The organism is Methylocystis heyeri, assembly GCF_004802635.2.
Lineage (GTDB): Bacteria > Pseudomonadota > Alphaproteobacteria > Rhizobiales > Beijerinckiaceae > Methylocystis > Methylocystis heyeri.
In genome coordinates this window covers 4,080,297-4,101,667 of record NZ_CP046052.1, presented here as the reverse complement: position 1 = coordinate 4,101,667, position 21,371 = coordinate 4,080,297, and the positions used below count along the sequence as shown (strand labels likewise).

General features: G+C 63.2%; 21 protein-coding genes. 11 read left to right on the top strand and 10 right to left on the bottom strand.

Translation table 11 applies throughout. From position 1 onward, the window contains the following. The first annotated feature begins 281 nt into the window (after window positions 1-281). Window positions 282-536 (top strand): hypothetical protein, encoded by a 255-nt coding sequence (locus tag H2LOC_RS18495; protein ID WP_136497250.1) that lies wholly within the window; start codon window positions 282-284, stop codon window positions 534-536. Between the two features lie 314 nt (window positions 537-850). On the opposite strand, the gene carA is transcribed toward H2LOC_RS18495, so the two are convergent. Continuing rightward, complete coding sequence (gene carA, locus H2LOC_RS18490; protein WP_136497251.1) at window positions 851-2,047, bottom strand: glutamine-hydrolyzing carbamoyl-phosphate synthase small subunit; 1,197 nt, start codon at window positions 2,045-2,047, stop codon at window positions 851-853. A 191-nt stretch (window positions 2,048-2,238) separates the two neighbouring features. Between carA and H2LOC_RS18485 the strand changes: the two genes are divergently transcribed. Together H2LOC_RS18485 and H2LOC_RS18480 are read left to right on the top strand one after the other, a co-directional pair. Beyond that, entirely contained in the window at window positions 2,239-2,688 is a 450-nt protein-coding gene (locus H2LOC_RS18485) for a GatB/YqeY domain-containing protein (RefSeq protein WP_136497252.1), read from the top strand. Window positions 2,689-3,202: 514 nt separating this feature from the next. Next, window positions 3,203-3,634, top strand: coding sequence for a helix-turn-helix domain-containing protein (locus tag H2LOC_RS18480; protein WP_136497253.1), 432 nt, complete (start codon window positions 3,203-3,205; stop codon window positions 3,632-3,634). Between the two features lie 422 nt (window positions 3,635-4,056). Here the strand turns inward: H2LOC_RS18480 and H2LOC_RS18475 are convergent, their stop codons facing one another. Both H2LOC_RS18475 and H2LOC_RS18470 read right to left on the bottom strand, forming a co-directional pair. Continuing rightward, window positions 4,057-4,401: a hypothetical protein gene (locus tag H2LOC_RS18475; protein WP_136497254.1), complete on the bottom strand. Its 345-nt coding sequence runs from the start codon at window positions 4,399-4,401 to the stop codon at window positions 4,057-4,059. A 25-nt stretch (window positions 4,402-4,426) separates the two neighbouring features. Next, complete coding sequence (locus tag H2LOC_RS18470) at window positions 4,427-6,604, bottom strand: multicopper oxidase domain-containing protein (protein WP_246206889.1); 2,178 nt, start codon at window positions 6,602-6,604, stop codon at window positions 4,427-4,429. Between the two features lie 363 nt (window positions 6,605-6,967). On the opposite strand from H2LOC_RS18470, the gene H2LOC_RS18465 reads away from it, so the two are divergent. From H2LOC_RS18465 to hspQ, 3 genes are all read left to right on the top strand, one after another. Then, the gene (locus tag H2LOC_RS18465; RefSeq protein WP_136497255.1) at window positions 6,968-7,156 is read left to right on the top strand and encodes a twin transmembrane helix small protein; all 189 of its coding nucleotides are present in this window, start codon (window positions 6,968-6,970) and stop codon (window positions 7,154-7,156) included. 73 nt (window positions 7,157-7,229) lie between these two features. After that, window positions 7,230-7,808 (top strand): cob(I)yrinic acid a,c-diamide adenosyltransferase, encoded by a 579-nt coding sequence (locus H2LOC_RS18460; protein WP_136497256.1) that lies wholly within the window; start codon window positions 7,230-7,232, stop codon window positions 7,806-7,808. Window positions 7,809-7,922: 114 nt separating this feature from the next. After that, the gene (gene hspQ, locus H2LOC_RS18455) at window positions 7,923-8,255 is read left to right on the top strand and encodes a heat shock protein HspQ (protein WP_136497257.1); all 333 of its coding nucleotides are present in this window, start codon (window positions 7,923-7,925) and stop codon (window positions 8,253-8,255) included. A 641-nt stretch (window positions 8,256-8,896) separates the two neighbouring features. Here hspQ and H2LOC_RS18450 read toward each other — a convergent pair. Then, the gene (locus H2LOC_RS18450) at window positions 8,897-9,610 is read right to left on the bottom strand and encodes an invasion associated locus B family protein (protein ID WP_136497258.1); all 714 of its coding nucleotides are present in this window, start codon (window positions 9,608-9,610) and stop codon (window positions 8,897-8,899) included. 75 nt (window positions 9,611-9,685) lie between these two features. Between H2LOC_RS18450 and H2LOC_RS18445 the strand changes: the two genes are divergently transcribed. From H2LOC_RS18445 to H2LOC_RS18435, 3 genes are all read left to right on the top strand, one after another. Then, on the top strand, window positions 9,686-9,883 hold the full coding sequence (locus tag H2LOC_RS18445; protein WP_136497259.1) for a hypothetical protein: 198 nt from the start codon (window positions 9,686-9,688) through the stop codon (window positions 9,881-9,883). A gap of 187 nt (window positions 9,884-10,070) precedes the next feature. Further along, complete coding sequence (locus H2LOC_RS18440) at window positions 10,071-11,891, top strand: extracellular solute-binding protein (RefSeq protein WP_136497534.1); 1,821 nt, start codon at window positions 10,071-10,073, stop codon at window positions 11,889-11,891. Further along, window positions 11,888-12,946: an AMP-binding protein gene (locus tag H2LOC_RS18435; RefSeq protein ID WP_162009801.1), complete on the top strand. Its 1,059-nt coding sequence runs from the start codon at window positions 11,888-11,890 to the stop codon at window positions 12,944-12,946. Before H2LOC_RS18440 ends, H2LOC_RS18435 begins: the two co-directional genes overlap by 4 nt. 13 nt (window positions 12,947-12,959) lie before the next feature. On the opposite strand, the gene H2LOC_RS18430 is transcribed toward H2LOC_RS18435, so the two are convergent. After that, complete coding sequence (locus H2LOC_RS18430; RefSeq protein WP_136497261.1) at window positions 12,960-13,757, bottom strand: SPFH domain-containing protein; 798 nt, start codon at window positions 13,755-13,757, stop codon at window positions 12,960-12,962. A gap of 125 nt (window positions 13,758-13,882) precedes the next feature. On the opposite strand from H2LOC_RS18430, the gene mutL reads away from it, so the two are divergent. Then, window positions 13,883-15,676 carry a DNA mismatch repair endonuclease MutL gene (gene mutL / locus H2LOC_RS18425; RefSeq protein WP_136497262.1) on the top strand — a complete coding sequence of 598 codons (1,794 nt, stop codon included), beginning with the start codon at window positions 13,883-13,885 and terminating at the stop codon, window positions 15,674-15,676. A gap of 52 nt (window positions 15,677-15,728) precedes the next feature. Here mutL and H2LOC_RS18420 read toward each other — a convergent pair whose 3' ends face one another. After that, window positions 15,729-17,363: a hypothetical protein gene (locus H2LOC_RS18420; protein ID WP_154331719.1), complete on the bottom strand. Its 1,635-nt coding sequence runs from the start codon at window positions 17,361-17,363 to the stop codon at window positions 15,729-15,731. A gap of 458 nt (window positions 17,364-17,821) precedes the next feature. Here H2LOC_RS18420 and H2LOC_RS21425 point away from each other — a divergent pair, with 458 nt between their 5' ends. Beyond that, the gene (locus H2LOC_RS21425; protein ID WP_162009800.1) at window positions 17,822-17,986 is read left to right on the top strand and encodes a hypothetical protein; all 165 of its coding nucleotides are present in this window, start codon (window positions 17,822-17,824) and stop codon (window positions 17,984-17,986) included. A gap of 259 nt (window positions 17,987-18,245) precedes the next feature. Here the strand turns inward: H2LOC_RS21425 and H2LOC_RS18410 are convergent, their stop codons facing one another. The 4 genes from H2LOC_RS18410 to H2LOC_RS18395 are packed head-to-tail and all read right to left on the bottom strand — an operon-like array spanning window position 18,246 to window position 21,354. Continuing rightward, window positions 18,246-18,815: a DUF447 domain-containing protein gene (locus tag H2LOC_RS18410; RefSeq protein WP_136497265.1), complete on the bottom strand. Its 570-nt coding sequence runs from the start codon at window positions 18,813-18,815 to the stop codon at window positions 18,246-18,248. Beyond that, window positions 18,799-20,214 (bottom strand): DUF6513 domain-containing protein, encoded by a 1,416-nt coding sequence (locus H2LOC_RS18405; RefSeq protein ID WP_136497266.1) that lies wholly within the window; start codon window positions 20,212-20,214, stop codon window positions 18,799-18,801. Before H2LOC_RS18405 ends, H2LOC_RS18410 begins: the two co-directional genes overlap by 17 nt. Next, window positions 20,207-20,761, bottom strand: a complete 555-nt coding sequence (locus H2LOC_RS18400; protein ID WP_136497267.1) for a flavoprotein — start codon at window positions 20,759-20,761, stop codon at window positions 20,207-20,209. Before H2LOC_RS18400 ends, H2LOC_RS18405 begins: the two co-directional genes overlap by 8 nt. Beyond that, window positions 20,758-21,354, bottom strand: coding sequence for an amino acid kinase family protein (locus tag H2LOC_RS18395; RefSeq protein WP_246206887.1), 597 nt, complete (start codon window positions 21,352-21,354; stop codon window positions 20,758-20,760). Before H2LOC_RS18395 ends, H2LOC_RS18400 begins: the two co-directional genes overlap by 4 nt. Window positions 21,355-21,371 lie beyond the last annotated feature (17 nt).

Below are 21,371 nucleotides of genomic sequence, written 5' to 3'. Positions count from 1 at the left end.
GCGCGCTGAACGAATCATGGTGAATGTAGCGCGTCGGCGAGCCGCGATCAGCCGATCCCAGCAGCTCGGGAAGGGGCTGCCTAGCTGCAACCGGGTCGGAGAGGGCGGCGCCCGGATATGACGAATCCCCCCTTCAAAACTGATCTGCCATAGCTTAGAGAGATGCGTAGGGGTGCGGAATGCGGGCAATCCGATTTTCTGATTGTCTGCGCCGCAGCTCAAGCACAGGCTGACTTACCGGCTTGAAAAAGTAAAACGACACCACACAGGAGAGAAACAAGATGAAGCACCTTGCCCTGATCGCCGCCGCTGCGATGTTCGCCAGCATGACCGGCTCCGCCTTCGCGGAATGCGACACCCACAAGGGCGATCGCGATACCGACAAGCAGACCGCCTGCTCCGAGAAGTGCGAAGACGGATATACCAGCGGCAAGCAGCATTACGGCGCTGACATCGGCAAGCTCAAGCAGGAATCCGCCGCCTGCTTCGAGAAGTGCGGCTGCGCCGAGCATGGAGCCAAATACATCAAGGATTGATGCTCCTCGGATCTAGCCAAAGTTTATCAGGAAGGCGCCGCCGATCCCGCCGGAGAGGCCAGCCCCCCCGCAGGACTGCGGCGCCGCCCGAAGCCGGTGACTTTGTTTGCGCGACCGGAGCGTTTCCGACCGGATGGAATCATCCGGTTGATAAGAAATCGCTCCAGATCACAGGGTTGAAGCGCATGTCTTCAGCAAAAGCATATCTGCTTTTGCGACAATACGCCGCAGGCATTCAGAGCAGCGAGAATTTAGGGAGATAAACTGAAGAGGCCGCCCTTTCGGGGCGGCCTCTTGCTTTATCGGGCGTTCTCTTACGCAGCTTTTGCTTTGGCCATCATGTCGACAAAGCGCGTGAACAGGTAATGGCTGTCCTGCGGGCCCGGCGAGGCTTCCGGGTGATGCTGCACCGAAAAGGCGGGCCGGTCGGTGAGCGCGATGCCGCAATTGGAGCCGTCGAACAGCGAACGATGGGTTTCTTTGGCGTTGGCCGGCAGGGTCTCGCGGTTGACCGCGAAGCCGTGGTTCATCGAGACGATCTCCACCTTGCCGGTGGTGAAATCCTTGACCGGATGGTTGGCTCCGTGGTGGCCCTGCGGCATTTTTTCGGTTTTGGCGCCGACGGCCAGAGCCATCATCTGATGGCCGAGGCAAATGCCGAACACAGGCACCCTGCGCTCCAACAGCTCTCGGATCACCGGAACGGCATATTTGCCGGTCTCGGCCGGATCGCCGGGCCCGTTGGACAGGAACACGCCGTCGGGCTCGAGCGCGAGGATTTCGCGGGCGCTCGCGGTTGCGGGCGCGACCAGAACCTCGCAGCCCGCCTCGGCGAGAAGCCGCAGGATGTTGCGCTTTACGCCGTAATCTATCGCTACGACCCTGAATTTCGCCGGAGCGCGCCTCTCGCCGAAGCCGGAGCCGAGACGCCAACAGGTCTGGCTCCAGTCGTAACGCTCTTTGGTTCCGACTCCGGGCACGAGATCCATGCCGTCGATCCCGGGCCAGGCCCTCGCCTGGGCCAGCAGGGCCTCGACGTCGAATTTTCCATCCGGCGAATGGGCGACGACCGCATTGGGCATCCCTTTTTCACGGATCAGGGCGGTCAGCGCGCGGGTGTCGATTCCATAAAGCCCGATGACGCCCCTCGCGACCAGCCAGTCGGCGAGATGTTGCTGGGCGCGGTGGCTGGAGGGGCCGGTGACCGGCGCAGCGAAGATCGCCCCCAGCGCCCCGGCGCTTTTCCCGAGGTCGACCGTCTCGATGTCCTCGTCGTTCGCGCCCACATTTCCGACGTGTGGAAAGGTGAAGGTCACGATCTGACCCGAATAGGAGGGATCGGTAAGGATTTCCTCATATCCGGTCATCGCCGTGTTGAAGCAAACCTCGCCCGTCGCTGCTCCCGTGGCGCCCACGCCAAAGCCCTTGACGATCTCGCCCGAGGCCAGAACCAGCAAACCCGTATGCAAAGGAGCCGCCCAGCCGCCCGCTTTGTCTTGATCCACGCTCATGTCCGCTCTATGCCCGTCATCGCGGTCCCGGCGCGCTTTCGAACCGCATGAATCATGCGGGCGAAACGAAATCGCGCAAGATTGACAATTTGAGCGCACCTTACTCGCATAAGCCTGTCGGCTTTTGCGACGATGCGCGTTGGAGAGCCGCAGCCCACGTCTAATATATTTGTCGCCGAAGGGGAAACGGAATGCGTGAGAAGTTAACAACCGACCTCAAGGAGGCGATGAAGGCCGGCAACCGCCAGAAGGTGGACGCGCTCAGGCTCATAAACGCCGCCCTCAAGGACAAGGACATCGAGGCGCGCGGCGCCGGAAAGTCCCTCACCGAGGAAGACATCCTCGCGCTTTTGCAGAAGATGATCAAAAGCCGCCAGGAATCGCTCGACATCTACGAAAAGAACAACCGCCCCGATCTCGCCGAAAAAGAACGCGGCGAAATCGCGGTCATTTCCGGCTATCTGCCGACGCAGTTGGACGAGGCCGAGGCGGCCGAAGCCGTCAAGGCGGCGATCGCCGAAACCGGCGCGGCCTCGATCAAGGACATGGGCAAGGTGGTGGCCGCGCTCAAGGCCAAATATACCGGCCGGATGGATTTCGCCAAGGCGAGCGCCCTGGTGAAGGCCGCGCTGTCCGGCTGATCGCCCGGGCTCGCCCTCCTCTGCTGCGGCCAACCGCCGGATTTTGGGCCTCTGCGCAGCCCTCCGGCGGCGAGGCGCGATTGCCTCCGCAGGGGCGTCGCGCCGGCCTCGTAAAGAGGCGCCGACAAAGAGCGACTGCTGCTTACTTAATGGCGCGACAAAATGTAGCAGCCTATGTATTGGTCACTCCTTTTGCAGCAAACTCGCGATTTTGAACTATTCGAATTCCAGGCGTTCATTTAAACACGGTGTAATTACAAGGAATTGTGCACCGCATCGAAAATCGAGGAAATTGCGGGGAGTGAGACTCTGTTCCTTTACGCCAAAGGAGGGGGCGCCGGACCGCAAAATTGGCCATTGTGTTGTGCATTGAAATCATGAGAGAAAACCGCTCGGCGTAAATGAAATTGCCGAGCTGCTTTCCTGAGAGCATCGGCATTGGCGTCTGGTCGTTCCTCGGCTGAGGCGTTTGCGCCTCAACTACATCGATAACCTCAGGCAAGTAATATCAAAGATGCGCGAAAACGATCTCTCCAATCCCCGTGTTCAGCTCCAGCAAAAGCGCGAAGCAGCCGTTCGCGCTTTGCTAGGGCGTAATGAGGGCAAGCTCTCCCAGCAGGCCATTGAGGAGTTGAAGAAGGATCTGGGCGTCAGCCGCGCCACCGCATACCGCATGATCAAGACTTTCCGGACGTGCGGCGCGGTGATCGCTCCTTCGACCAGGCCTGTGGGCCGCCCCAAAGGGGCCCGGGTTCTGGATCCCAAGCGGGAGTTCCTGATTCACGACGCCATTCGTTCGTTCTACCTGAGGCCTCTGCGGCCGAAATTCAGCGAACTGGTCCAGGAAATCGGCCGTCGCTGCCGCGAGGAACGGCTGCCGCCCCCCAATTGGCGAACCATCAAGTCCCGGCTGCACGACGTCCTGATGCAGGCCGAACGCCGCTAGAGCATGTTCCCAAAACTGCGAAGCGGCTTTTGGAAAAGAACATGCTCCGTCAATGAGGTTTGGAGCGCGTTCGACTGCGTTTGAACCGAGCGCGCTCTAAACCCAATGAACGCGAGAGCCGCCCGGCTTTTGCGGTCGATGCGCCTCATCCGAAATCCGCTCGATTGGAGCGGCGTTTCGTATTCGTTCGCGCAAAAATCTGTGCCGATCGGTGATTTTTGCGGCGGTCGCTTCTGCGGATCGCGCAGCGATTTCTCGGAAGCCGCATCATATGCTCGATCTGGCGCGAGATCCGACCGCCCATACAATTCAATTCGGGCCAACGTGTCGGCCCGAACCCGCGGTGTGGAGCGGGCGTGTCCTTATCCCGGCCGCTTCGCGCTTTTGGAGGAACCGCTGCGCCGCAAGCTTTAGTCGGGGAACTACAGCAGCCGGCGGCACAGACCACGCAACAGCTTCCAGCCGCCCTCGTTCTTACGTTGAACGAGAGCGGCGTCGAGATAGATCCGCTCGGATTCCTCGTCCGTCTTGACGAAACCGACCTGGCAGGAAAACGCCTCGCCGCTCTCGGCGGCGCATTGCGCCCCGACGATTTTCAGATTTTTGTCGTGCAGTGCGTCCTCGCCGCTCGAAACCTCCGCATCGTAAGCGATCTGCAGATCGGCGACCGTCGGTTCGCCGCGCAGGCGTAGCGACGCCTGATTCCTTTGGTAAAGAGCGACCACGGCGAGCGCAATGACCGCCAGGGCCGGAAAAAGACGCAACACGCTCGCCTCCCTGCTGTGGTTCGCGTCAGTTGGAAGCCGGCGCAACCCGGACGGCCCGCATCATTCCGCCATCCTCGTGCTCGAGAATATGACAGTGAAAGACAAACGTCCCAGGTTGCGTGAAGGGGATGCTCACATAGATCGGCGTCGCCGTGCAACGACCCGCCTTGAAATCCGCGATCGTGCAGGAAGTCGCCTCGGGATCGAGCGCCGGCTGCGAACCGGGCCCCGGTTCAGCCACCGGGAGCGGAACAGTATCTTCCCAGACGCCCGCATGCCTGCTTGCCGGGTTCAAGGGCCCGTCCATCGTCGCCGCAGGATCGATTCTGCGGAACTTGGTCTGGTGGATATGAAAGTTGTGCAGCTCGGTCGCGAGGTTATACAGCTCCCAGGTTTCCGTGACCGAGGTCTCGCCGGGGTTGATCCTGACACAGAGAGTATCGGCGGGATCGAATCGTTTGAAGTCCTGGAAAGTGTTCGGAACGGGCTGGCCGTGCTCGTCGATCTCCTCATAGCCGAGGCCGAAAATGGCCTCGCCATATTGATCCGAGCCCGGGCCCGTTCCGTCGGGGACATTGGGATTGCCGAAATAGATCCGGCGATGATGTCCTGCGGCCAGCGGCTGGCAGGAGAAGGACGGCCCACGCAGGACCGCAGCGCTCGCGAGCGGAGCCGACACCGTCTCCGGCGAAGGTTGCGCCTTCAGATGGAGCGCCTCCGAGACCGCCTGCGACCGGCCTTTCGGAAAGACCACTTTCGCGAGTTTCACCGCCGGCCAGCTGTCGCCGCCGGGCCCCGTGCTTATTCCGGCCGAGAGCAGAGTGGCGGTCGCTTTTTCCGGCGCCGACGCGATTCTGTTGCGAGCGTCACGGTAGACGACATAGGTTTCCACTCTGGTCGCCGGCATCATCACGATCTCGGTCGCACAGACCGGGGCGGCCGAAAAAGGCGACAAAGCGGGGGCTACGCTCACCGCCGATAGCGCTCCCGGCGCCGCCCCACTCGCCGCGCCGCAGGGCGCCAGCCTGAGGCGATTGCCGCCGATCTCGACCATCTGGTCGGCTGTCGCGCCCGAAGGAAAACTGAGCGCAACTCCGTCGATGGATAGAATCTGAACCGCCATGGGCAGTTGGGTCTGGTCGTCGATAAGACGCAGATCATAACTGGCGCTGCCGGAAGCGTTGGTGAATCTCCAGACTTCGCCATCGGCGGTCGCGACAGGGATTTTGGGATAACGCTGGCCATTGAGGGTGAAGAACCATTGGCCGCCGGCATAGGCGGAAGGGTCTCCCGGGCACACGCCTTCGCCGAGCGGCGCGTCGGACGCCTGATTGGCGCAGAAATCGGGGTCCTCCTGAAAGAATCCGGTGTTGTCCGCCAGCACCTGCATATCCTTCAGGATCAGGTGGCGAACCGCCGACTCCGGCACGGGATGGCGGCACGACTCGTCGGCGCAGGCGTAATTCGCGACATTGCCGATGCTTATGATGCCCGAGAGGCCCGCCGAGAGCTGGTTCAACGCCAGCCCATGCATGTGCGGATGGAACCAATAGGCCCCCGACGGATGATTGGCGGGAATCTGGATGTCGTAATCGACCGCGCCGGTCGAGACCACGTCGCCATGGGCATGAATCTTGGTGAAAGCGCCGGGATCGTAGGCCGCCGGATTGCCATTGGCCGGATTGAACACGCTGGTGAAGATGAAGTCTCCATAAACCGGCACGCGGGGCGGCGGCGCGGAGTTGGGCGCGGGCGCGACGATCAGGCCGTGCGTATGCAGATTGGAGGGATTGAGCGCGAGCAGCGGATCGTCGTGGATGCGGTCGAGCGAGTCCGGCGGCACGGACGGCAGGTTGTTCACGAATCTGATTTTCAGCCTGTCGCCCGGCTGGAGAGCAAGCCGCACCCCGCCATAGGGGCTGACCGTATCGGCGTTTGCAGGACAAGTCGTTCCGGGGGCGGGTCTCGGGCAGACCGTATAGATCCAGCCCACCGGCTGGGGCCCTGAAATGTCGAGCGAACTCACCGGCGTCGCCTGTGCGATCACCATGATGTCGAGAACGCCGCCGGAACTCTTGAAGACGGGCGGCTCCGCGAGATCGGCGGCATGGCCGGGGGCCGAATTGATCAGGACTCCCAAAACCATCGTCATAGCCAACGCGCGCCAGCCGACGCCCGCCATATGGGCATACCTAAGAACCATCACAGTTATCCTTTAATAGATACTATAATCAATTCATAGCACGGCCACAGATTTGGCCAATTTGAATCTACGTATATTGGATATATTCCAGACTGTAGATTAAAACTGTTCCAACTGATCTCAAGGCGACACACGAGCGTCACAATTTGAACCAATAGTTCGGCGGCGCCGAGGTCGCCAAAGCGATAAAGCAAGAGCCGGGCCTATGGCGCGCGCGGCGACTGAAGTCGGCCCCTCGCCAGAAACCGACCGTTTCTCGGGCTCTGCTTCGCTGCGACATCGAGGGGCGCCCTTTCGGTGTTGCGGCCCGACCGCCGGCGCAGTACTCACGAGCGAGCATTTTTCCCCGGCGAGGGCGCCTCAATGATGCAGTTTTCCAATATTCTCCTGATCGGCGCGCTGGCGGCCGTGGCGCTGGTGCTGATCGCGGGCGTCGTGAATATGATTCGCGGCGGCAGCCTGGAGAGATCCCAGATTCTGATGCGCTGGCGCGTCGGATTGCAGTTCCTGGCGCTGCTCATCGTCATGGGCATCCTCTACTTCCGCCATTAGCGCCGATTGCGGTCGATCGACCGGAAAAACGGCCAGTCCCAAAAATCAAAAAACTCCGGCCGGAAAGACGAAAATGGTCCGTCTCGATAAAATCTACACGCGCGGCGGCGACGCAGGCGCGACCTCCCTCATCGGCGGCGCGCGGCGGCGCAAGGACGACATTCGCGTCGAGGCCTACGGCGCCGTCGACGAAACCAACGCCGCCATCGGGCTCGCCCGACTCGCCGTCGAGCCGCAAGACCGGGGTCTCGACGCGATGCTGGAGCGCATTCAAAACGAGTTGTTCGACCTCGGGGCGGAACTCGCCACGCCGGCGAAAGAGCCTGCCGAACCGGGAGCGAAGCTTTCGATCGTGCAATCTCAGATCGACCGGATCGAGCGCGAGATCGACGAATTGAACCGGCCGCTCGCGCCGCTCAAGTCTTTCGTGCTTCCGGGCGGGACCGCCGCGGCGGCGCATCTTCATCTGGCGCGCACCATAGCCCGGCGCGCCGAGCGGGTGATGGTGACGCTCGCCAATATGGAAGGCGAGTTCGTCGAGCCTGCCGCCCTCGCCTACGTCAATCGCCTGTCCGATTTCCTTTTTGTGGCGTCCCGGTACGTAAACCGGGAAAAAGGCGACGTTCTCTGGAAGCCGGGCGCGACCCGCTGAAAAAGCGCTTCGGAGGCGGCCTCGGACCAAGGGCTGTCATGCGCTGATTGACGACTTGCGCGGCGCGGGTTACCAATTTGATGCAGTAATAGTCAGTTAACGGCGTCGAGAGTAATGCCCAGAGAGAGCGTCGCAAAATTCACGATCGGCCAGGTCGTCAAGCACCGCGTCTATCCCTTTCGCGGCGTGATCTATGATGTCGACCCCGAATTCTCGAACACCGAGGAGTGGTGGCTGTCCATCCCCGAGGAAGTCCGGCCGCGCAAGGACCAGCCCTTCTATCACCTCTTCGCGGAAAACGCCGACACCGAATATCTGGCTTATGTCTCGGAGCAGAATCTGGTGGCCGACACTTCGGGAGACCCGGTGCGCCATCCCCAGGTCGACGAAACTTTCATCCGCTCCGACGACGGCGGCTACCGGGTCAAGACGGCCAACCTTCACTGACAGGGCATTCGGAGTGAAGGACGGAACCTTTCGATGCGGGGCGAATACCTCCCCTTGGCGGCGAAGCCGACCGGGTGGGGGGGTAAAAGGCGCAAAATAGGGCGGAAAACCACCCCACCCCGCCGCTTCGCGGCGCCCCTCCCCCTCGAGGGTAGGGTAATAGCCCATCACCCGATCGCCCTGCCTTCACTGATTTTCGGAACCGGATGGGCGCCATCCCGTCGATGAGATGTCGCTCCGGCATCATAAGGTTGCGGTGAAGCGATCGACGTTGCGCCGTGAATTTCTTCACGCGACAGCAGGCATCAAGCCTATATGAACGCCGCGCAAAAAACGCCCGCGACAACTCCGGGCGTTCAGTCTGCGACCAATCTCCGATACGAAATCCGCTCGACTGGAGCGGCATTTCCTATTCGTTCGCCGCACACATCGATGCCGATCGGTGATTTTTGCGGCGGTCGCTTCTGCGGATCGCGAAGCGATCTCGCGGAAGCCGTATGAGACGGGCCTCCTCTTGCGGGATGCGCGCCAGGCCCACTTGCCGGGATGGGGCCTGAGCAGCCGACAAGAGAAGAAAAGCCCCTCATGCCGAGGAGCCTGCGAAGCAGGCGTCTCGAAGCACGAGGGGCGATTTGGCGAGATTACTTCCCGGCGGGTTTCGCCGCGGCGGGAGCCGGAGCCGCCGAAGAGCCGTTCTTGCTCTCCAGCTTCTTGCGCTCTTCCTCGGCCTTCTTCTGCAGTTCGTCCTGGAGCTTCTTCTGCTGCTCTTCCAGGACCTTGGGGTCGACCGCCGGGCCGTCGAAGGACTTGCCGAAACCCGACAGCGGCAGAAGGAAGGTCACTTCGTTGTTGACCTGGTTCTTGACGATGACGGTGAGCTTGTCGCCCTTCTTCATGCCGTCGACGACCGCGGGCTTGACCTTGGCTTCCGCGAAGCAGCCGTTGGGGAAGCAGATCTCGAAGGCGCCGGCTTCCTGCGGGTTCTTGTCCACGGCGAAGCGGAAGCCCGGCTTCAGCAACAGGCCCGGCGGCAGCAGGAGGCGGACGATCCTCTGATCCGCGCCCTTGGGGTCATATACGGCGAGCGCCAGAATGGGCTGGTCGGCCTGGATGCCGAAGTCGCGCGTGGTGTAGCAAACTTCCTTCTTGGTCTGGGGGTCGCTGCCGCAGACCTTGGTCCAGTCGGGCTGGACCGGCACGAGGTCGGCCTTGACCGGTCCCTGCGGCTGTTGCCCCTGCTGTTGCTGGGCCGCCCCGGCGGCGGGCGCCGGCGTCTGGGCCTGCTGGGCGAGAACCGGCCCGCCGGCCAGCAGAGCGGCGGCGAAAGCGCCGAACCGCACGAAATTCTTCGACATCGGAGTCCCTTTCGACTGTCTTCTAGTTTGCATCACGGCATCCCCGGCGGACGGCTGGAAGCCGCGGCGCCGTGGATGGCGACCAAATTCGTCCGGCGATGCGCTGCCCGCGCGATCGGCAAGCTGTGCGCGGAATGGATTTTCGTCGAAATTGCCGCAGAAGAACGCCTGCGCAATTTCGGCGCGCGCCGAACCACCACCTTCCCTCACGGTCCGGAGACAAGCTCACGGGACCGCTCTTACATGGTCGGCAAGGCAAATTCCAGACGGTAGCCGCCGAACTCCAAGGTTTCGCTCGAACTTCGGAAAAAAACCGCCGCTATCCCCCGCCAAAGAGAAAAAACCGGCCGCGGCCCGGCGCAAAGCTTTATGCGCCGCGCGCATGGAATATGGTCGAGGGATGACGAAAGAAATGATTCGACGCTTCATGCTGGCGCGCGCAACGGGGCCGGTCGTCGTCATGACGGTCGCCCTGGCCGTTCTTTCGCCTTTCGCCGGCAGGGCGGAGACGCCTCCGGCCCAACCGCGCCGGATCGCGGCGCAGGAGCCGACCCACGGCGTCGCGATGCATGGCGAGCCGGCGCTTCCGCCCGATTTCGATCATTTCCCTTACGCCGATCCGGCCGCAAAAAAAGGGGGCCGGCTGCGCGTCGGGCTCGCCGGGGCGTTCGACAGCCTCAATCCCTTCAACGTCAAGGCGGGATCGACCGCGCAGGGCCTGGTCGGCAATGTCTTCCAGACCCTGATGGCGCGCTCCCAGGACGAAGCTTTCACCTTCTATCCCTTGATCGCAAAATCCGTAGAGGTCGATCCGGCGCGCACGCGCGTCGTCTTTCATCTCGATCCGCGCGCGCATTTCTCGGACGGCGCGCCTTTGACCTCGGCGGATGTGCTTTTCACTTTCGATCTCCTCAAGACCAAAGGCCGTCCTCAGCAGCGCATCGCCTATTCCCTCGTCAAATCCATCGACGCCCCCGACGGATCGACCGTCCGCTACGATATTTCCGGCGTCGGCGATCGCGAACTGCCGCTCATTCTCGCGCTGATGCCGGTGCTGCCGAAACATGCGATCGACGTCGATCGTTTTCAGGAGGCGACCCTGGCGAAACCGCTCGGCTCGGGCCCCTATGTGGTCGCCGAGGTCAAGCCGGGGGCCAGCCTCCTCCTGCGGCGCGATCCGAACTATTGGGGCCGGGACGTTCCGAGCCAGCGCGGCCTTTACAATTTCGACGAGATCGACATCGAATATTTCCGCGACGGCAACGCCCTGTTCGAGGCCTTCAAGGCTGGACTGGTCGACTATCGCGAGGAAACCAGCACGACCCGCTGGGCCGGCGGCTATGATTTCCCCGCCGCCCGTGACGGCAAGGTCGTGCGGGAGGAACTGCACAACGACAGCCCCAAGGGCATGGAGGGCCTGGCGTTCAATCTGCGGCGCCCGCTGTTCCAGGACATACGCCTGCGCGAGGCGCTGGGCATGATGTTCGACTTCGAATGGATCAACGCCAATCTTTATGCGGGGCTCTATACCCGCACGAAGAGCTTCTTCGACCAGTCCGAGCTTTCCTCTTCCGGGCGCCCCGCCAGCGCCGGCGAACGCGCCCTGCTGGCCCCTTTCCCCGGCGCCGTGCGCGAAGACGTCATGGAAGGCCGCTGGCGCCCGCCCGTCAGCGACGGCACCGGCCGCGACCGCGAAATGGCCAAAAAGGCGCTCGCCCTGCTGAACGACGCCGGCTACCGACTCGAGGGCGACGTGCTGCAAAAGGACGGCGTTCCCGTCGCCTTCGAGATCATGGTCAAGGACCGCAGCGAGGAGCGGCTGGCGCTCAACTACGCCGGCTCGCTGAGACGCATCGGGGTCGACGCTCGCGTGCGGCTCGTGGACGAGGTGCAGTATCAGCGGCGGAGGCAGAAGTTCGACTTCGACATGATGCCAGGCCAATGGATCGCCTCGGCGTCGCCCGGCAACGAGCAGCGCATGCGCTGGGGCTCGGCGAGCGCGATGCAGGAAGCGTCCTATAATCTCGCCGGCGCTTCTTCCCCGGCGATCGACGCCATGATCGTCGCCCTGCTCTCGGCGAAAAGCCGGGACGACTTCGTGACCGCCGTTCGGGCCTTCGATCGGGTGCTGTTGTCGGGCTTCTATATCGTCCCCTTTTATCATTCCCGGAACCAATGGATCGCGCATGGCTCGGATCTGAAACGGCCCGACCGCCTCCCGCGCTACGCCACGCCCATCTTCAACGCGACTCTCGACACATGGTGGAAGGAGGCCCCGTGACGCAGGACACGGGTCTCCCCGCAAAAAGCCACGACCTCGCGCGGACGCACCCGCTCACCATGTTCGGGATCGACGCGCTGGTTTTCGGCTCCGCGAGGCTGCGGCCCGAAAAAACGGCGCTGTGCGATCACGGCGAGAACGGGGAGGAGACGATGGCCTTCTCCGATCTGGAAAAGACGGCCAGGGCCTTCGCCGCACGGCTCGGAGCCTTCGGCCTTGCGCCCGGCGCGCGCATCCTGCTGTGCTGCCCTGCGCACGGCCATAGTCTCGCCGCCATCACCGGCATTGTCGCGGCCGGCTGCGAACCTGTCCTGGCGCCGGCGCTTTTTTCGCCGAATGCGCTGGCGAAAGCGGCGAGAACCGTCGCCGCCGAGGCGCTGATTGCGCCGGCGCAAACGGGCGAGCATCATATTTCCGAAATTCTGCTGAATATCGCCGCTCGGGCGCCCGGGTTGAGATTGCTCGGCTCGCTGTCGCCAGAACCCGCCGAGGGGCTGGTGGATTTTTCTCCGGCGGGCCTTCTCGCGGCGGCGGTTCGGCCGGCCTCCCCGGCGCCCGAGAGGTGGACGCTCGGCGACCGGCTGGGCTCCATAGATCGCGACGGCGCGGCGGCTTTCGTCAAGCAGAGCGCTCTGCTCGGCCATGGCTTCGATCTCGTTCGAGAGACGCGCCACGGCGGCGGCGCGGCGCCGATCGTTTCACTGGCCTCGCCCGGCACATTCGCGGGCCTGGTGGCAGGGCCCCTCGCCGCGCTGCTCTCGGGAGCGGAACTTCATTTCATGGCCCCGTTCGGAGCCGGAGCCTTTTTGAGCCTGTTGCGGCGCGTCGGCCCGGTTCGGCTGGTCGCTCCCGCAGCGGCGCTGCCCGACCTCGCTCAATCGGGCCTGCTGCAGAACGGCGCTTTGCTGTCCTGCGCAGTGGTCGGGTCATTGGAGGAGGGCATGCCGGTGCAGGCGCCCGAGGATTCCTGCCCGATCCTGGCGATATCGGACGCGGGCGGCGCGCTGACGATTTCCGCGCTGTTCGAGGCCGAACCCGCCGAGCGGGTGGCCTGACCTCGGATTCGTTTCAGGAATTCGCCTTTTCCTTGCCTTGCGCGCCGATGGCGCGCGCCATCTCGACAAATTCGCTCGGCATCATGATGATCGTCATGGTGTTCTGCTCGGCGCCAACCTCGGTGATCATCTGCATGCGTCGCAGTTCCAGCCCCGCCGGGCTCTCCATGATGGTTTCGGCCGCCTTTTTGAGCAGGCCCGCCGCCTCCAACTCGGCTTCCGCCTTGATCTGACGCGCGCGCTTCTCGCGCAAGGCTTCGGCCTCCTGGGCCATGGCGCGCTGCATGGTCTCGGGGATTTCCACATTCTTCATCTGCACGCGCTCGACCTTGACGCCCCAGGGCTCGGTCACCTTGTCGATATTGGCCTGCAGCGCGTCGGATATGGCGTCCTGGGCCTTCAGCACATCGTCGAGCGAATGCTGGCCGATGATGCCCCGCAGCGAGGTGATGGCCACTTGCGTCACCGCATCGGCGACGTCCGTCACCTCGATGAGGGAACGCGCCGGATCGACTGCCCGCCGCCACACCACCGCGCTGATCTTGACCGGCACATTGTCGCTGGTGATGGTCTCGAGCTGTTCCACTGTCGTCGTCATGGTGCGGATGTCGACGGTGGTGCGCCACTCGAGGAACGGCGTCAGGAAATAAACTCCGGGCCCGGAGGTCCGCACATAACGGCCGAGGAAGAACACCACCGCCCGCTCATATTGATTGGCGATGCGAACGCTGAAGACGATAAGAACGAGCAGGATCAGCCCCGCCGCCGCATAGAACGGATGTCCTGCAAAGAAGGCTTCCAGAAGGTCCATGGTCTTTTCCCGATCGACGCTTACCGACTGCGTGATTAGCGGCGATCTTTGGCGTTTTGGTGTTGTGCGGGGCCCGTAAGTGCGGCGCGGCCTGATATAAGTCTGTCGACCTTTGGAAGAATCGCATGCCCGTTCGTCGTCTCGACCCCATCCTCATCGACCGCATCGCCGCCGGCGAAGTGGTCGAGCGGCCGAGTTCCGCCGTCAAGGAACTCGTCGAAAACGCGCTCGACGCCGGCGCGAAGCGCATCGACGTCGCGATCGAGGAGGGCGGCCGCAAGCTCATCCGCGTCATCGACGACGGCTGCGGCATGGACGAGAACGACCTCGCGCTTGCGGTGGAGCGTCACGCCACCTCCAAGATTCCCGACGGCGACCTGACAAATATTGCGACGCTCGGCTTTCGCGGCGAGGCGCTGCCCTCCATCGCCGCGGTCAGCGATCTGACCATAGACACCCGCGCCGCGGGCTCGTCCCACGGCGCCTCGATCCGGGTGGAGGCGGGCCGGCTCCACGGCCTGCGCCCCGGCAACTGGCCGGGCGGCACGCGCATCGAAGCGCGCGATCTCTTCGCCGCGACCCCCGCCCGGCTCAAATTCCTCAAGACCGATCGGGCCGAGACCACCGCCGTCGCCGATGTGGTCAAGCGCCTCGCCATGGCGCATCCCCATGTGCGCTTCAGTTTCGCCAATGGCGGCGCGCTGCTCGAATACGCCGCCTGTGGCGAGGACAGCGGCGCCCGCGCCGATCGCATAGCCCAGGTCCTCGGCGAGGAATTCGCCGCCAACGCCGTTCACATCGAAGCGCTGCGCGAAAACTTCCGGCTTTCGGGCCTCGCCGGGCTGCCGACCTACAACCGCGGCAATGCGCAGATGCAATATGTCTATGTGAACGGAAGGCCGGTGCGCGACAAGCTGTTCGCGGGCGCCATCCGCGCGGCCTATCTCGATTTTCTGTCGCACGACCGCCACCCGGCCGCCGTGCTGTTTCTCGAATGCGACCCCGCCGAGGTCGACGTCAATGTCCATCCCGCCAAGGCGGAGGTGCGGTTCCGTGATTCGGGGCTTGTGCGCGGCCTCGTCGTCGGCGCGCTGAAGCAGGCGCTCGCCGGCGCATCGCATCGCAGTTCGGACGGCAATGCGCAAAAGGCGCTGCATATGATCGGAGCGCGGAGCTTTGATCCCGCCGCCCGGCGGCCCGCCGCCGCCAATTGGGATTGGCGGCTCTCGCCGAGCGCGCCGCAGAGGCTCGAGGAAAGCCCGCAGACACAACTGCTGCGCCCGGCGCCGGCCGCCGATGCGCGCGCGCAGGAGACGCCTGCGACGCCGCTCGATCTCGACGCTCCGCTCGGCGCGGCGCGCGCGCAGATTCACGAAACCTATATCGTCGCCCAAACCCGCGACGGGCTGGTGATCGTCGATCAGCACGCCGCCCATGAGCGGCTCGTCTATGAAAAACTGAAACGCCAGCGGGAGGCCAATGGCGTCGCGCGTCAGATTCTACTGATCCCGGCCGTCGTCGAACTCGACGGCGGTCGAATGGATGCGTTGCTGCCGGCCATGACGGAACTCGCCGAACTCGGCCTCGTCGTCGAGTCCTTCGGTCCCGGCGCCGTGCTGGTGCGCGAAACGCCCGCGATCCTCGGGGAGGTGGACGCCGCCCGGCTGGTTGCGGACATCGCCGACCTGCTCGCCGAGGAAGGCGACGCCAGAGGATTGTCGCGGCGGCTCGACCATGTGCTGGCGACCTGCGCCTGCCATCATTCCGTGCGCGCCGGTCGGCGTCTGTCGCCGCCGGAAATGAACGCCCTGTTGCGGGAAATGGAAATCACCCCCGGCGCCGGCCAGTGCAATCACGGCCGTCCGACCTATGTCGAACTCAAGCTCTCCGACATAGAAAAACTGTTCGGCAGGAAATAGCGCGGCGGCGGCGCCGCGCTTCGCTCGTCGAAGGCGCGTCGCCGACCCCGTTTCAGAACGCGATCCAGGTGTAAAGGAACAGGGTGTTGTTGTCGCTTGCGGTATGCGAGCGCCAGCTGCTGCCGTTGTAATAGGTTCCCTGCCCGTCGAAGTTGGCGAAGCCGCCGTTGAGCTTGAGATATTGGGTATAGGAGAGGCCGATCTTGGCGTTGGCCCAAGGCCAAAAGTCGGGCCCGCCTTTGCTGAACGGCATGAAGGATATGTCGTAGATCAATCCCTTGGCGTCGGGATAGCTCCAGGCCGAACCGCCGAACACGGGATTGAGCAGAGCATTGCCGTAGAGCGTTATGTCCGGCGATCCCTGCACATGAAAATAGCCCAGCGATGCGCTGACGGTGTGGTCATAGACATAGGTGGCGCTGGCCTTGAAGCTGGTCAGATTATTGGTCGGATTGGCGGAGGCGTTTCCGGTCACGGGCGGCAGCCCGAACATATTCGTAATGCCGTTGGCGTTGACGAACTGCGCCGCAACTCCTTGAGCGTAGGTCGCCTGGAGATTTTGAGATTCGCTGATGCGCGAAACCTTCAGGGTCAGCGCATGCACGTCGTTGATGAATTGATATTGAGCGTCGAGCCCGATGTCGCGGTAATAGTCGACGCCGTAGCCCATCACGCGGCCGGGCAGCACCTGCGGATAAAAACCGAAGGCGCCGATCTCGAGCGTATGGTCGCCCCAGTTTTTCTCGAGCGCGACGCGCCAATAGGGCGAAGCGCTCGCCAGAGAATTGGACGGACAGGCGGTGCTGTAAGGCTGGCCCGGAAGATAATATTGAGCGGCCCAGGCGGCGACGTTCTGCACATAGTCGGAGTTGCTGGCGCAGGGCAATCCGAGCGCGTTCAGCTCGCCCTTGGAGAGGTTGTTGTAAACCGAGCCTTCCAGATACAGCATGTCGTTCAGAAACACATAGGCGCCCGTCCCGATCGCACGGCCGGCGAAGCCGCCCTCGATCTGGGTCGTCGGCGGCCCGAAAGCCGGAGCGAGGGTCGGAGCTATATAGGGAAAGCCCCAGGCCGGCGTGGTGTTCCACACATCCTGCACGGTCGGGCCATTGTTGACGTCGAGGCCCCAGGTCACGTCGATGTCGCCGATTTTGGTCGAGTCGGCGTAGCGGATGTCGGTGTTGTCGAGATAGGTGTGCTGGGAGGCCTTGTCGTAGGTTCCCTGAATGAAGGCGCCGAGATTGCCGTAAATTTGCCCGCCGTAAAACAGGCTGGCCTGCTGCATGACGGCATTGTCGTTGGTGTGGGCGATGGGATAGCCGTTGGGATTGGTCGGCGGCGCGTCCTGCTGGATCGCCGTCTTGGTGAAGGTCGGAATCACCATGGCGGCGATCGGGGGCGCTTCCTGCAGCGTCATGCCGCCGCCCATCGTATAGCCGCCGAGTTTGAAGCGCCGGCCGAAGGGCGTCAGCTCGGGAAAAGTGGTGTGACAGGTGGCGCAGGGCTGGCCGGTCTGGCGCGCGAAGCTCGGAACCGCATCCGCCTCGCGCGGCGCAAAGCCCAGCCCCAGAGTCGCGGTCCCCATCAGGCCCAGAACGCCCCAGGTCAGATAGGCCGTCACATCGGGCTGGCGGGCGCAATTCTGGGCTACCGGCGACGGGGAGGACAGATTGGTTTTCAAAGCCATTGTTCCAATTCCTCAAACGCGCGGCAAATGCACGCGCAACCTGGAGTAGTTTTAGGATTCGCAGAGCCGCCGCACCCCGAGAATCGCCTTATCAATGTATATGATAGACACAAAATGACAGGACCATTACGGACTCATTGTCGCAGCGTATATTTTCAGAATTGGAAATAGAAGATTGCTTTCCGTCAAATCACGCAATTATGACTATGCGCTGCGACATTTGGTCGACTGGCTTTGTCTTCGTTCTCTTGCTAGCGATAAACGGCGGGAAAGCGCGGTGTGCGCAAATTGATCCACCCGCGGCCGGCGCGTTTTCCGCTGCTTCGAGCGAGGAGAAATCGCGCCGATCATGAAGTCGGGCGCATTCGAATGTGTTTGAATCGAACGCGCCCCGATCCAGGAGAGGGCATCGCCTCTCCAGTCCTGCCCCGACGATTTGGGGACAATGGAGGCCGACTATGAAACGCTATTTTCCCTTCGCCCTGGGTTTCGCTCTCACCCTTTTCGCCGGCGTCGTCTATGCGTCGGACGTGAGCTGCTGCAAGGTTTGCTGCAAATCTGAAAAATGCATCATGACCCATGGGCGGGCGCATGACTGCGCCAACCATCCGCCGTGCAAATGATGAAGTTTCCGGTTGATGGGCTCGCGGCAATCGCGAGCGCAGCGAAGATTCCAGAGCGGCGCCAGTCTCCCTGGATCGCTACGCTGCTCGCGATGACGGCGCGAGACTCAATTTTTCAATCGGAAGCTATATGAGCAGGTAGGGATGGAAGCGTTCGTGAGCCACTCTGCCGAGTAACCGATGTGGAATGGCGCAAGGCGCGCCCTTCCAAAAAGATTTCGCCATCGCCGCGTTCGATTCGCTCAGAGTCGAACGCGCTCTACCCGCCGTTCTCCGCCCGGTGTTTTTCAATCCGCGCCATGATGCGGTCCCAGGCGGCGCGTTCCGCCGGCCCGGCGGTCTTCTCTATCGCTATGGCGAGATAGGCGATCTCGCTGTCGATTTTTTCGCTCGGGAGCATATCGAGGCGCGTCGCGAGAATAGCCGCCTCCAGCACCGCGGCCTTCGCCCGATTCATCCCAAGGAACGGCCGGTGAGTCTCGATGCGGCGCACGACGCAGCGAAAACGCGGGCGCAGCGCGTCGGCGACGATGCTTTCAACCTCCAGCTCCGCATGAGAGAGTGCCGCCTCGAGGCGCGGCGCCGGCCAACCCTGCACATCGACAAGCGGCCAGTCCCTGAGACCGGTGACGAAACCGGCGAAAATCCCGGCGTCGTCGATGAAGCTCGCGGTGGCTTTGGGACAAAGCTCCAGATTGGCGAGCGTCGTGGAAGGACGGAACGGCGCGACGATCCAGCGATCGCCTTCCTCGATCAGGCCCAAGGGCGCAAGATGCGGCTCGCCCGCCGCATTGAGTGTGGCGACGACGCATTCACGTATCAGCGGCATCGGACCTCCCGCTCGATTTGCGCAAAGTATGGCCCGCTTCCTTGAAGCGCGATTCGTCCTCGGCGTTTTTTTCCGCAGCGACGCCGAAATCCAGCGGCTCGTCCTGGCGGTAGCGCTTGCCGAGCCTGAAAGCGGTTTCCGCCTTCATCAGCTCGGTCCCGAGATAAAAGGCATGCGCGCCGTCTTTCTCGACGCCGAGCGAAGCGAACAGCGACATGGCGTCGGCGGCGACGCGATGGAAATTGCGGGCGTAGACGTGAATCCCGTCCTGCGCGACCTCGACGCGGAAATTGGCGTCGCGCAGGTCTCTGGCGAGCTCCGCGATCTCATCGGGGGTGGAAGCGAAGGGGCGCTTGTCGTGGATTTGAAGCAAAGCGTCGGAATAGCCTTTGGGCAGCGCCCTATCGGCCCGCGCGGCGAACAGCATGCGGCGCGCGGCGTCGTGCTCCTCCACGGTGCGGCAGGTGTGGGGACTGACCTGAACGGTGAGAATATGCCGGATGTTCAGCTCGGAGCACAATCCGAGCAGCGCGGCGGTGACGCCGGAGGAATCGGCGTCGGTGAGTTCGGTCAGATTGCCCGTGCCCATCATGATCTCGGCGTCCGGCTCCCGGCGCCGGATCTCGACATAACGCGCGATCGAATCGGCGAAACCGAAATGGATCGGATCGAGGATGGGGTCGAGAATGAAGCCGATGCCTCGCGCACGGGCCCTGGCCGCAGCGCGCTGAAGCGAGTCGAGATCGCCATGCGACGCCGGCACCAGCACGGGCGTAATGGGGGAGTTGTCCGGCAACAGCGCCAGGCTGTTCTCATCGAGGCTCAGCAAATGATCGGCGCCCGCGGCAATGGCGCGCCCGAGTTCGGCGAGGCTCGCGGAATCGACGCTGACCTTGAGGCCATCCGCATGGAGCGCGGCGATGGCCTCTTCCATATGGGCGAATGGCGTGTCGGGCAGGCAGCCGAGATCGACGACATCCGCGCCCGCCGCCGCCAGCTTTCTTGCGCGCGCCAGAGTCTGCGCGACGGTCATGGTCGAGGCGTCGACGATCTCGGCGAAGATGCGCATATCGAAGCGCGAGAGATCAGGCTTGCCTCCGCTGCGCCCGAGATAGGCGGGAAGATCGGCGATTTCCTCGGGGCCGCGTTCGAAGGGGACGCCGAATTCCCGGGTCAATGCCGCAAGATCCGCCCGGCAGCGGCCCGGGAGGATAACGCGGTCCGCCTCGACGGGCCGCGGCAACCTGCGCAGGATGATCTCCTGCGTCATCAGCGCGGCGACCTTTACGCCGATATCGTGAATGCGCCAGTTTCTCGCCGCGTCGCCAAAACCCGCCGCCATGCGCTCCAGGCGCGGAAAAGCGAGATGGCCGGTGAGAAACAGCAGCCGCTCAGACATCGCCGGCCAGTTCGCGCCGCCGACGCTCCACCGCCGCGGTAAGATCGGCGAGGCTCTCGGCCACATGGGTCGCTTCGAAGCTTTTCAGGCGATTGGTGTTTTCGAGGTCGATCCTGCGGGGATAGACCTTGACCATGCCCGCGGGGGCGCGCGTCTCGAGCTCGGGCGCCGAGTCGCAGGCGAAAACGATGCTGGGGACGCGGCATTTTCCCGCCTGCGCGAAGACATTGGTCGCGAGATTGTCGGAAATGCCGAACACGCATTTGGCGACGGTGTTCGAAGTCGCCGGCGCGACGACGAGCGTATGATAAACGCCGTAATAGAAGTTCCCCACCGGCGCCGCGCTCGCCGTCGTGTCCTTGAACACCCGGATATTGTCCGGCAGCGCGAGGTCGTGCTTGTACATGCGCACGACTTCCGCGGCAGCCTTGCTGACGAAAAGATCGACGTGGTCGAGAGTGCGGATCATCTCCAGGCATTCGGTGAAAAAATGTCCTGAGCCGGTCAAAGCCCAGCCCCAGCGGGGGGTCGGAACCTCTTTCGTCATGGTTTATTCTTTCGTGGAGTGAGAGCGAAATCCAGGCGGGCGCCGACCGCGCCGCCCTGCGCGAATATCGAGGATGCAGAGACAAGCGCCTTCGGGCCGGCGACATACACTTCAAGCTCGCGGGAATAAACCTCGAAGCAGGCGTCGACAAGGCTTTCGGGGTCGCACGCCTCGGCGTCGACGCTCTTTATCAGCAGCAGGCTTTGCGCTCCGCTCTCGCGGGCGTACCAGGCGGCGAGACTGTCGGATGTGACGTCCCAGCTCGCCGGGACTTGCTCGGCGCCGGCCATGTCCATAGGGCGCCAAACCGCGATTTCGCCCCGCGAATGGATTTCGCTCGCCTCGGCGGGCGTAGAAGCCAGGCGCAGCCCCTCGAATTTATCGATCAGCGCCAGGCCGTACTGTTCCATGCCGAGCATCGCCATGCTGTGGGCGGCGGCGTCGGAATAGCCCATCTCGGGCTGCGCTCGCCTCACGGCGTCGGCGAAAGGCCCCCCGCCGGGAACCAATGTGATGGCTTCGGATGCGCCCTTCAAGGCCGACATCCATCGCGAAAGATCCGGCGAGCGCCACAGGCTGCCCCCCAGTTTCACGACGAGCGGGCGCTTTT

Bases quoted from the DNA above. Each gene is read 5' to 3' on its own strand.
- H2LOC_RS18405 (WP_136497266.1), bottom strand. From the start codon at position 20,214: ATGTCTGAGCGGCTGCTGTTTCTCACCGGCCATCTCGCTTTTCCGCGC.
- H2LOC_RS18495 (WP_136497250.1), top strand. From the start codon at position 282: ATGAAGCACCTTGCCCTGATCGCCGCCGCTGCGATGTTCGCCAGCATG.
- carA (WP_136497251.1), bottom strand. From the start codon at position 2,047: ATGAGCGTGGATCAAGACAAAGCGGGCGGCTGGGCGGCTCCTTTGCAT.
- H2LOC_RS18430 (WP_136497261.1), bottom strand. From the start codon at position 13,757: ATGGACCTTCTGGAAGCCTTCTTTGCAGGACATCCGTTCTATGCGGCG.
- H2LOC_RS18450 (WP_136497258.1), bottom strand. From the start codon at position 9,610: ATGTCGAAGAATTTCGTGCGGTTCGGCGCTTTCGCCGCCGCTCTGCTG.
- mutL (WP_136497262.1), top strand. From the start codon at position 13,883: ATGCCCGTTCGTCGTCTCGACCCCATCCTCATCGACCGCATCGCCGCC.
- H2LOC_RS18460 (WP_136497256.1), top strand. From the start codon at position 7,230: ATGGTCCGTCTCGATAAAATCTACACGCGCGGCGGCGACGCAGGCGCG.
- H2LOC_RS18420 (WP_154331719.1), bottom strand. From the start codon at position 17,363: ATGGCTTTGAAAACCAATCTGTCCTCCCCGTCGCCGGTAGCCCAGAAT.
- hspQ (WP_136497257.1), top strand. From the start codon at position 7,923: ATGCCCAGAGAGAGCGTCGCAAAATTCACGATCGGCCAGGTCGTCAAG.
- H2LOC_RS21425 (WP_162009800.1), top strand. From the start codon at position 17,822: ATGAAACGCTATTTTCCCTTCGCCCTGGGTTTCGCTCTCACCCTTTTC.
- H2LOC_RS18485 (WP_136497252.1), top strand. From the start codon at position 2,239: ATGCGTGAGAAGTTAACAACCGACCTCAAGGAGGCGATGAAGGCCGGC.
- H2LOC_RS18445 (WP_136497259.1), top strand. From the start codon at position 9,686: ATGGCGACCAAATTCGTCCGGCGATGCGCTGCCCGCGCGATCGGCAAG.
- H2LOC_RS18400 (WP_136497267.1), bottom strand. From the start codon at position 20,761: ATGACGAAAGAGGTTCCGACCCCCCGCTGGGGCTGGGCTTTGACCGGC.
- H2LOC_RS18410 (WP_136497265.1), bottom strand. From the start codon at position 18,815: ATGCCGCTGATACGTGAATGCGTCGTCGCCACACTCAATGCGGCGGGC.
- H2LOC_RS18465 (WP_136497255.1), top strand. From the start codon at position 6,968: ATGATGCAGTTTTCCAATATTCTCCTGATCGGCGCGCTGGCGGCCGTG.
- H2LOC_RS18480 (WP_136497253.1), top strand. From the start codon at position 3,203: ATGCGCGAAAACGATCTCTCCAATCCCCGTGTTCAGCTCCAGCAAAAG.
- H2LOC_RS18440 (WP_136497534.1), top strand. From the start codon at position 10,071: ATGACGGTCGCCCTGGCCGTTCTTTCGCCTTTCGCCGGCAGGGCGGAG.
- H2LOC_RS18470 (WP_246206889.1), bottom strand. From the start codon at position 6,604: ATGGTTCTTAGGTATGCCCATATGGCGGGCGTCGGCTGGCGCGCGTTG.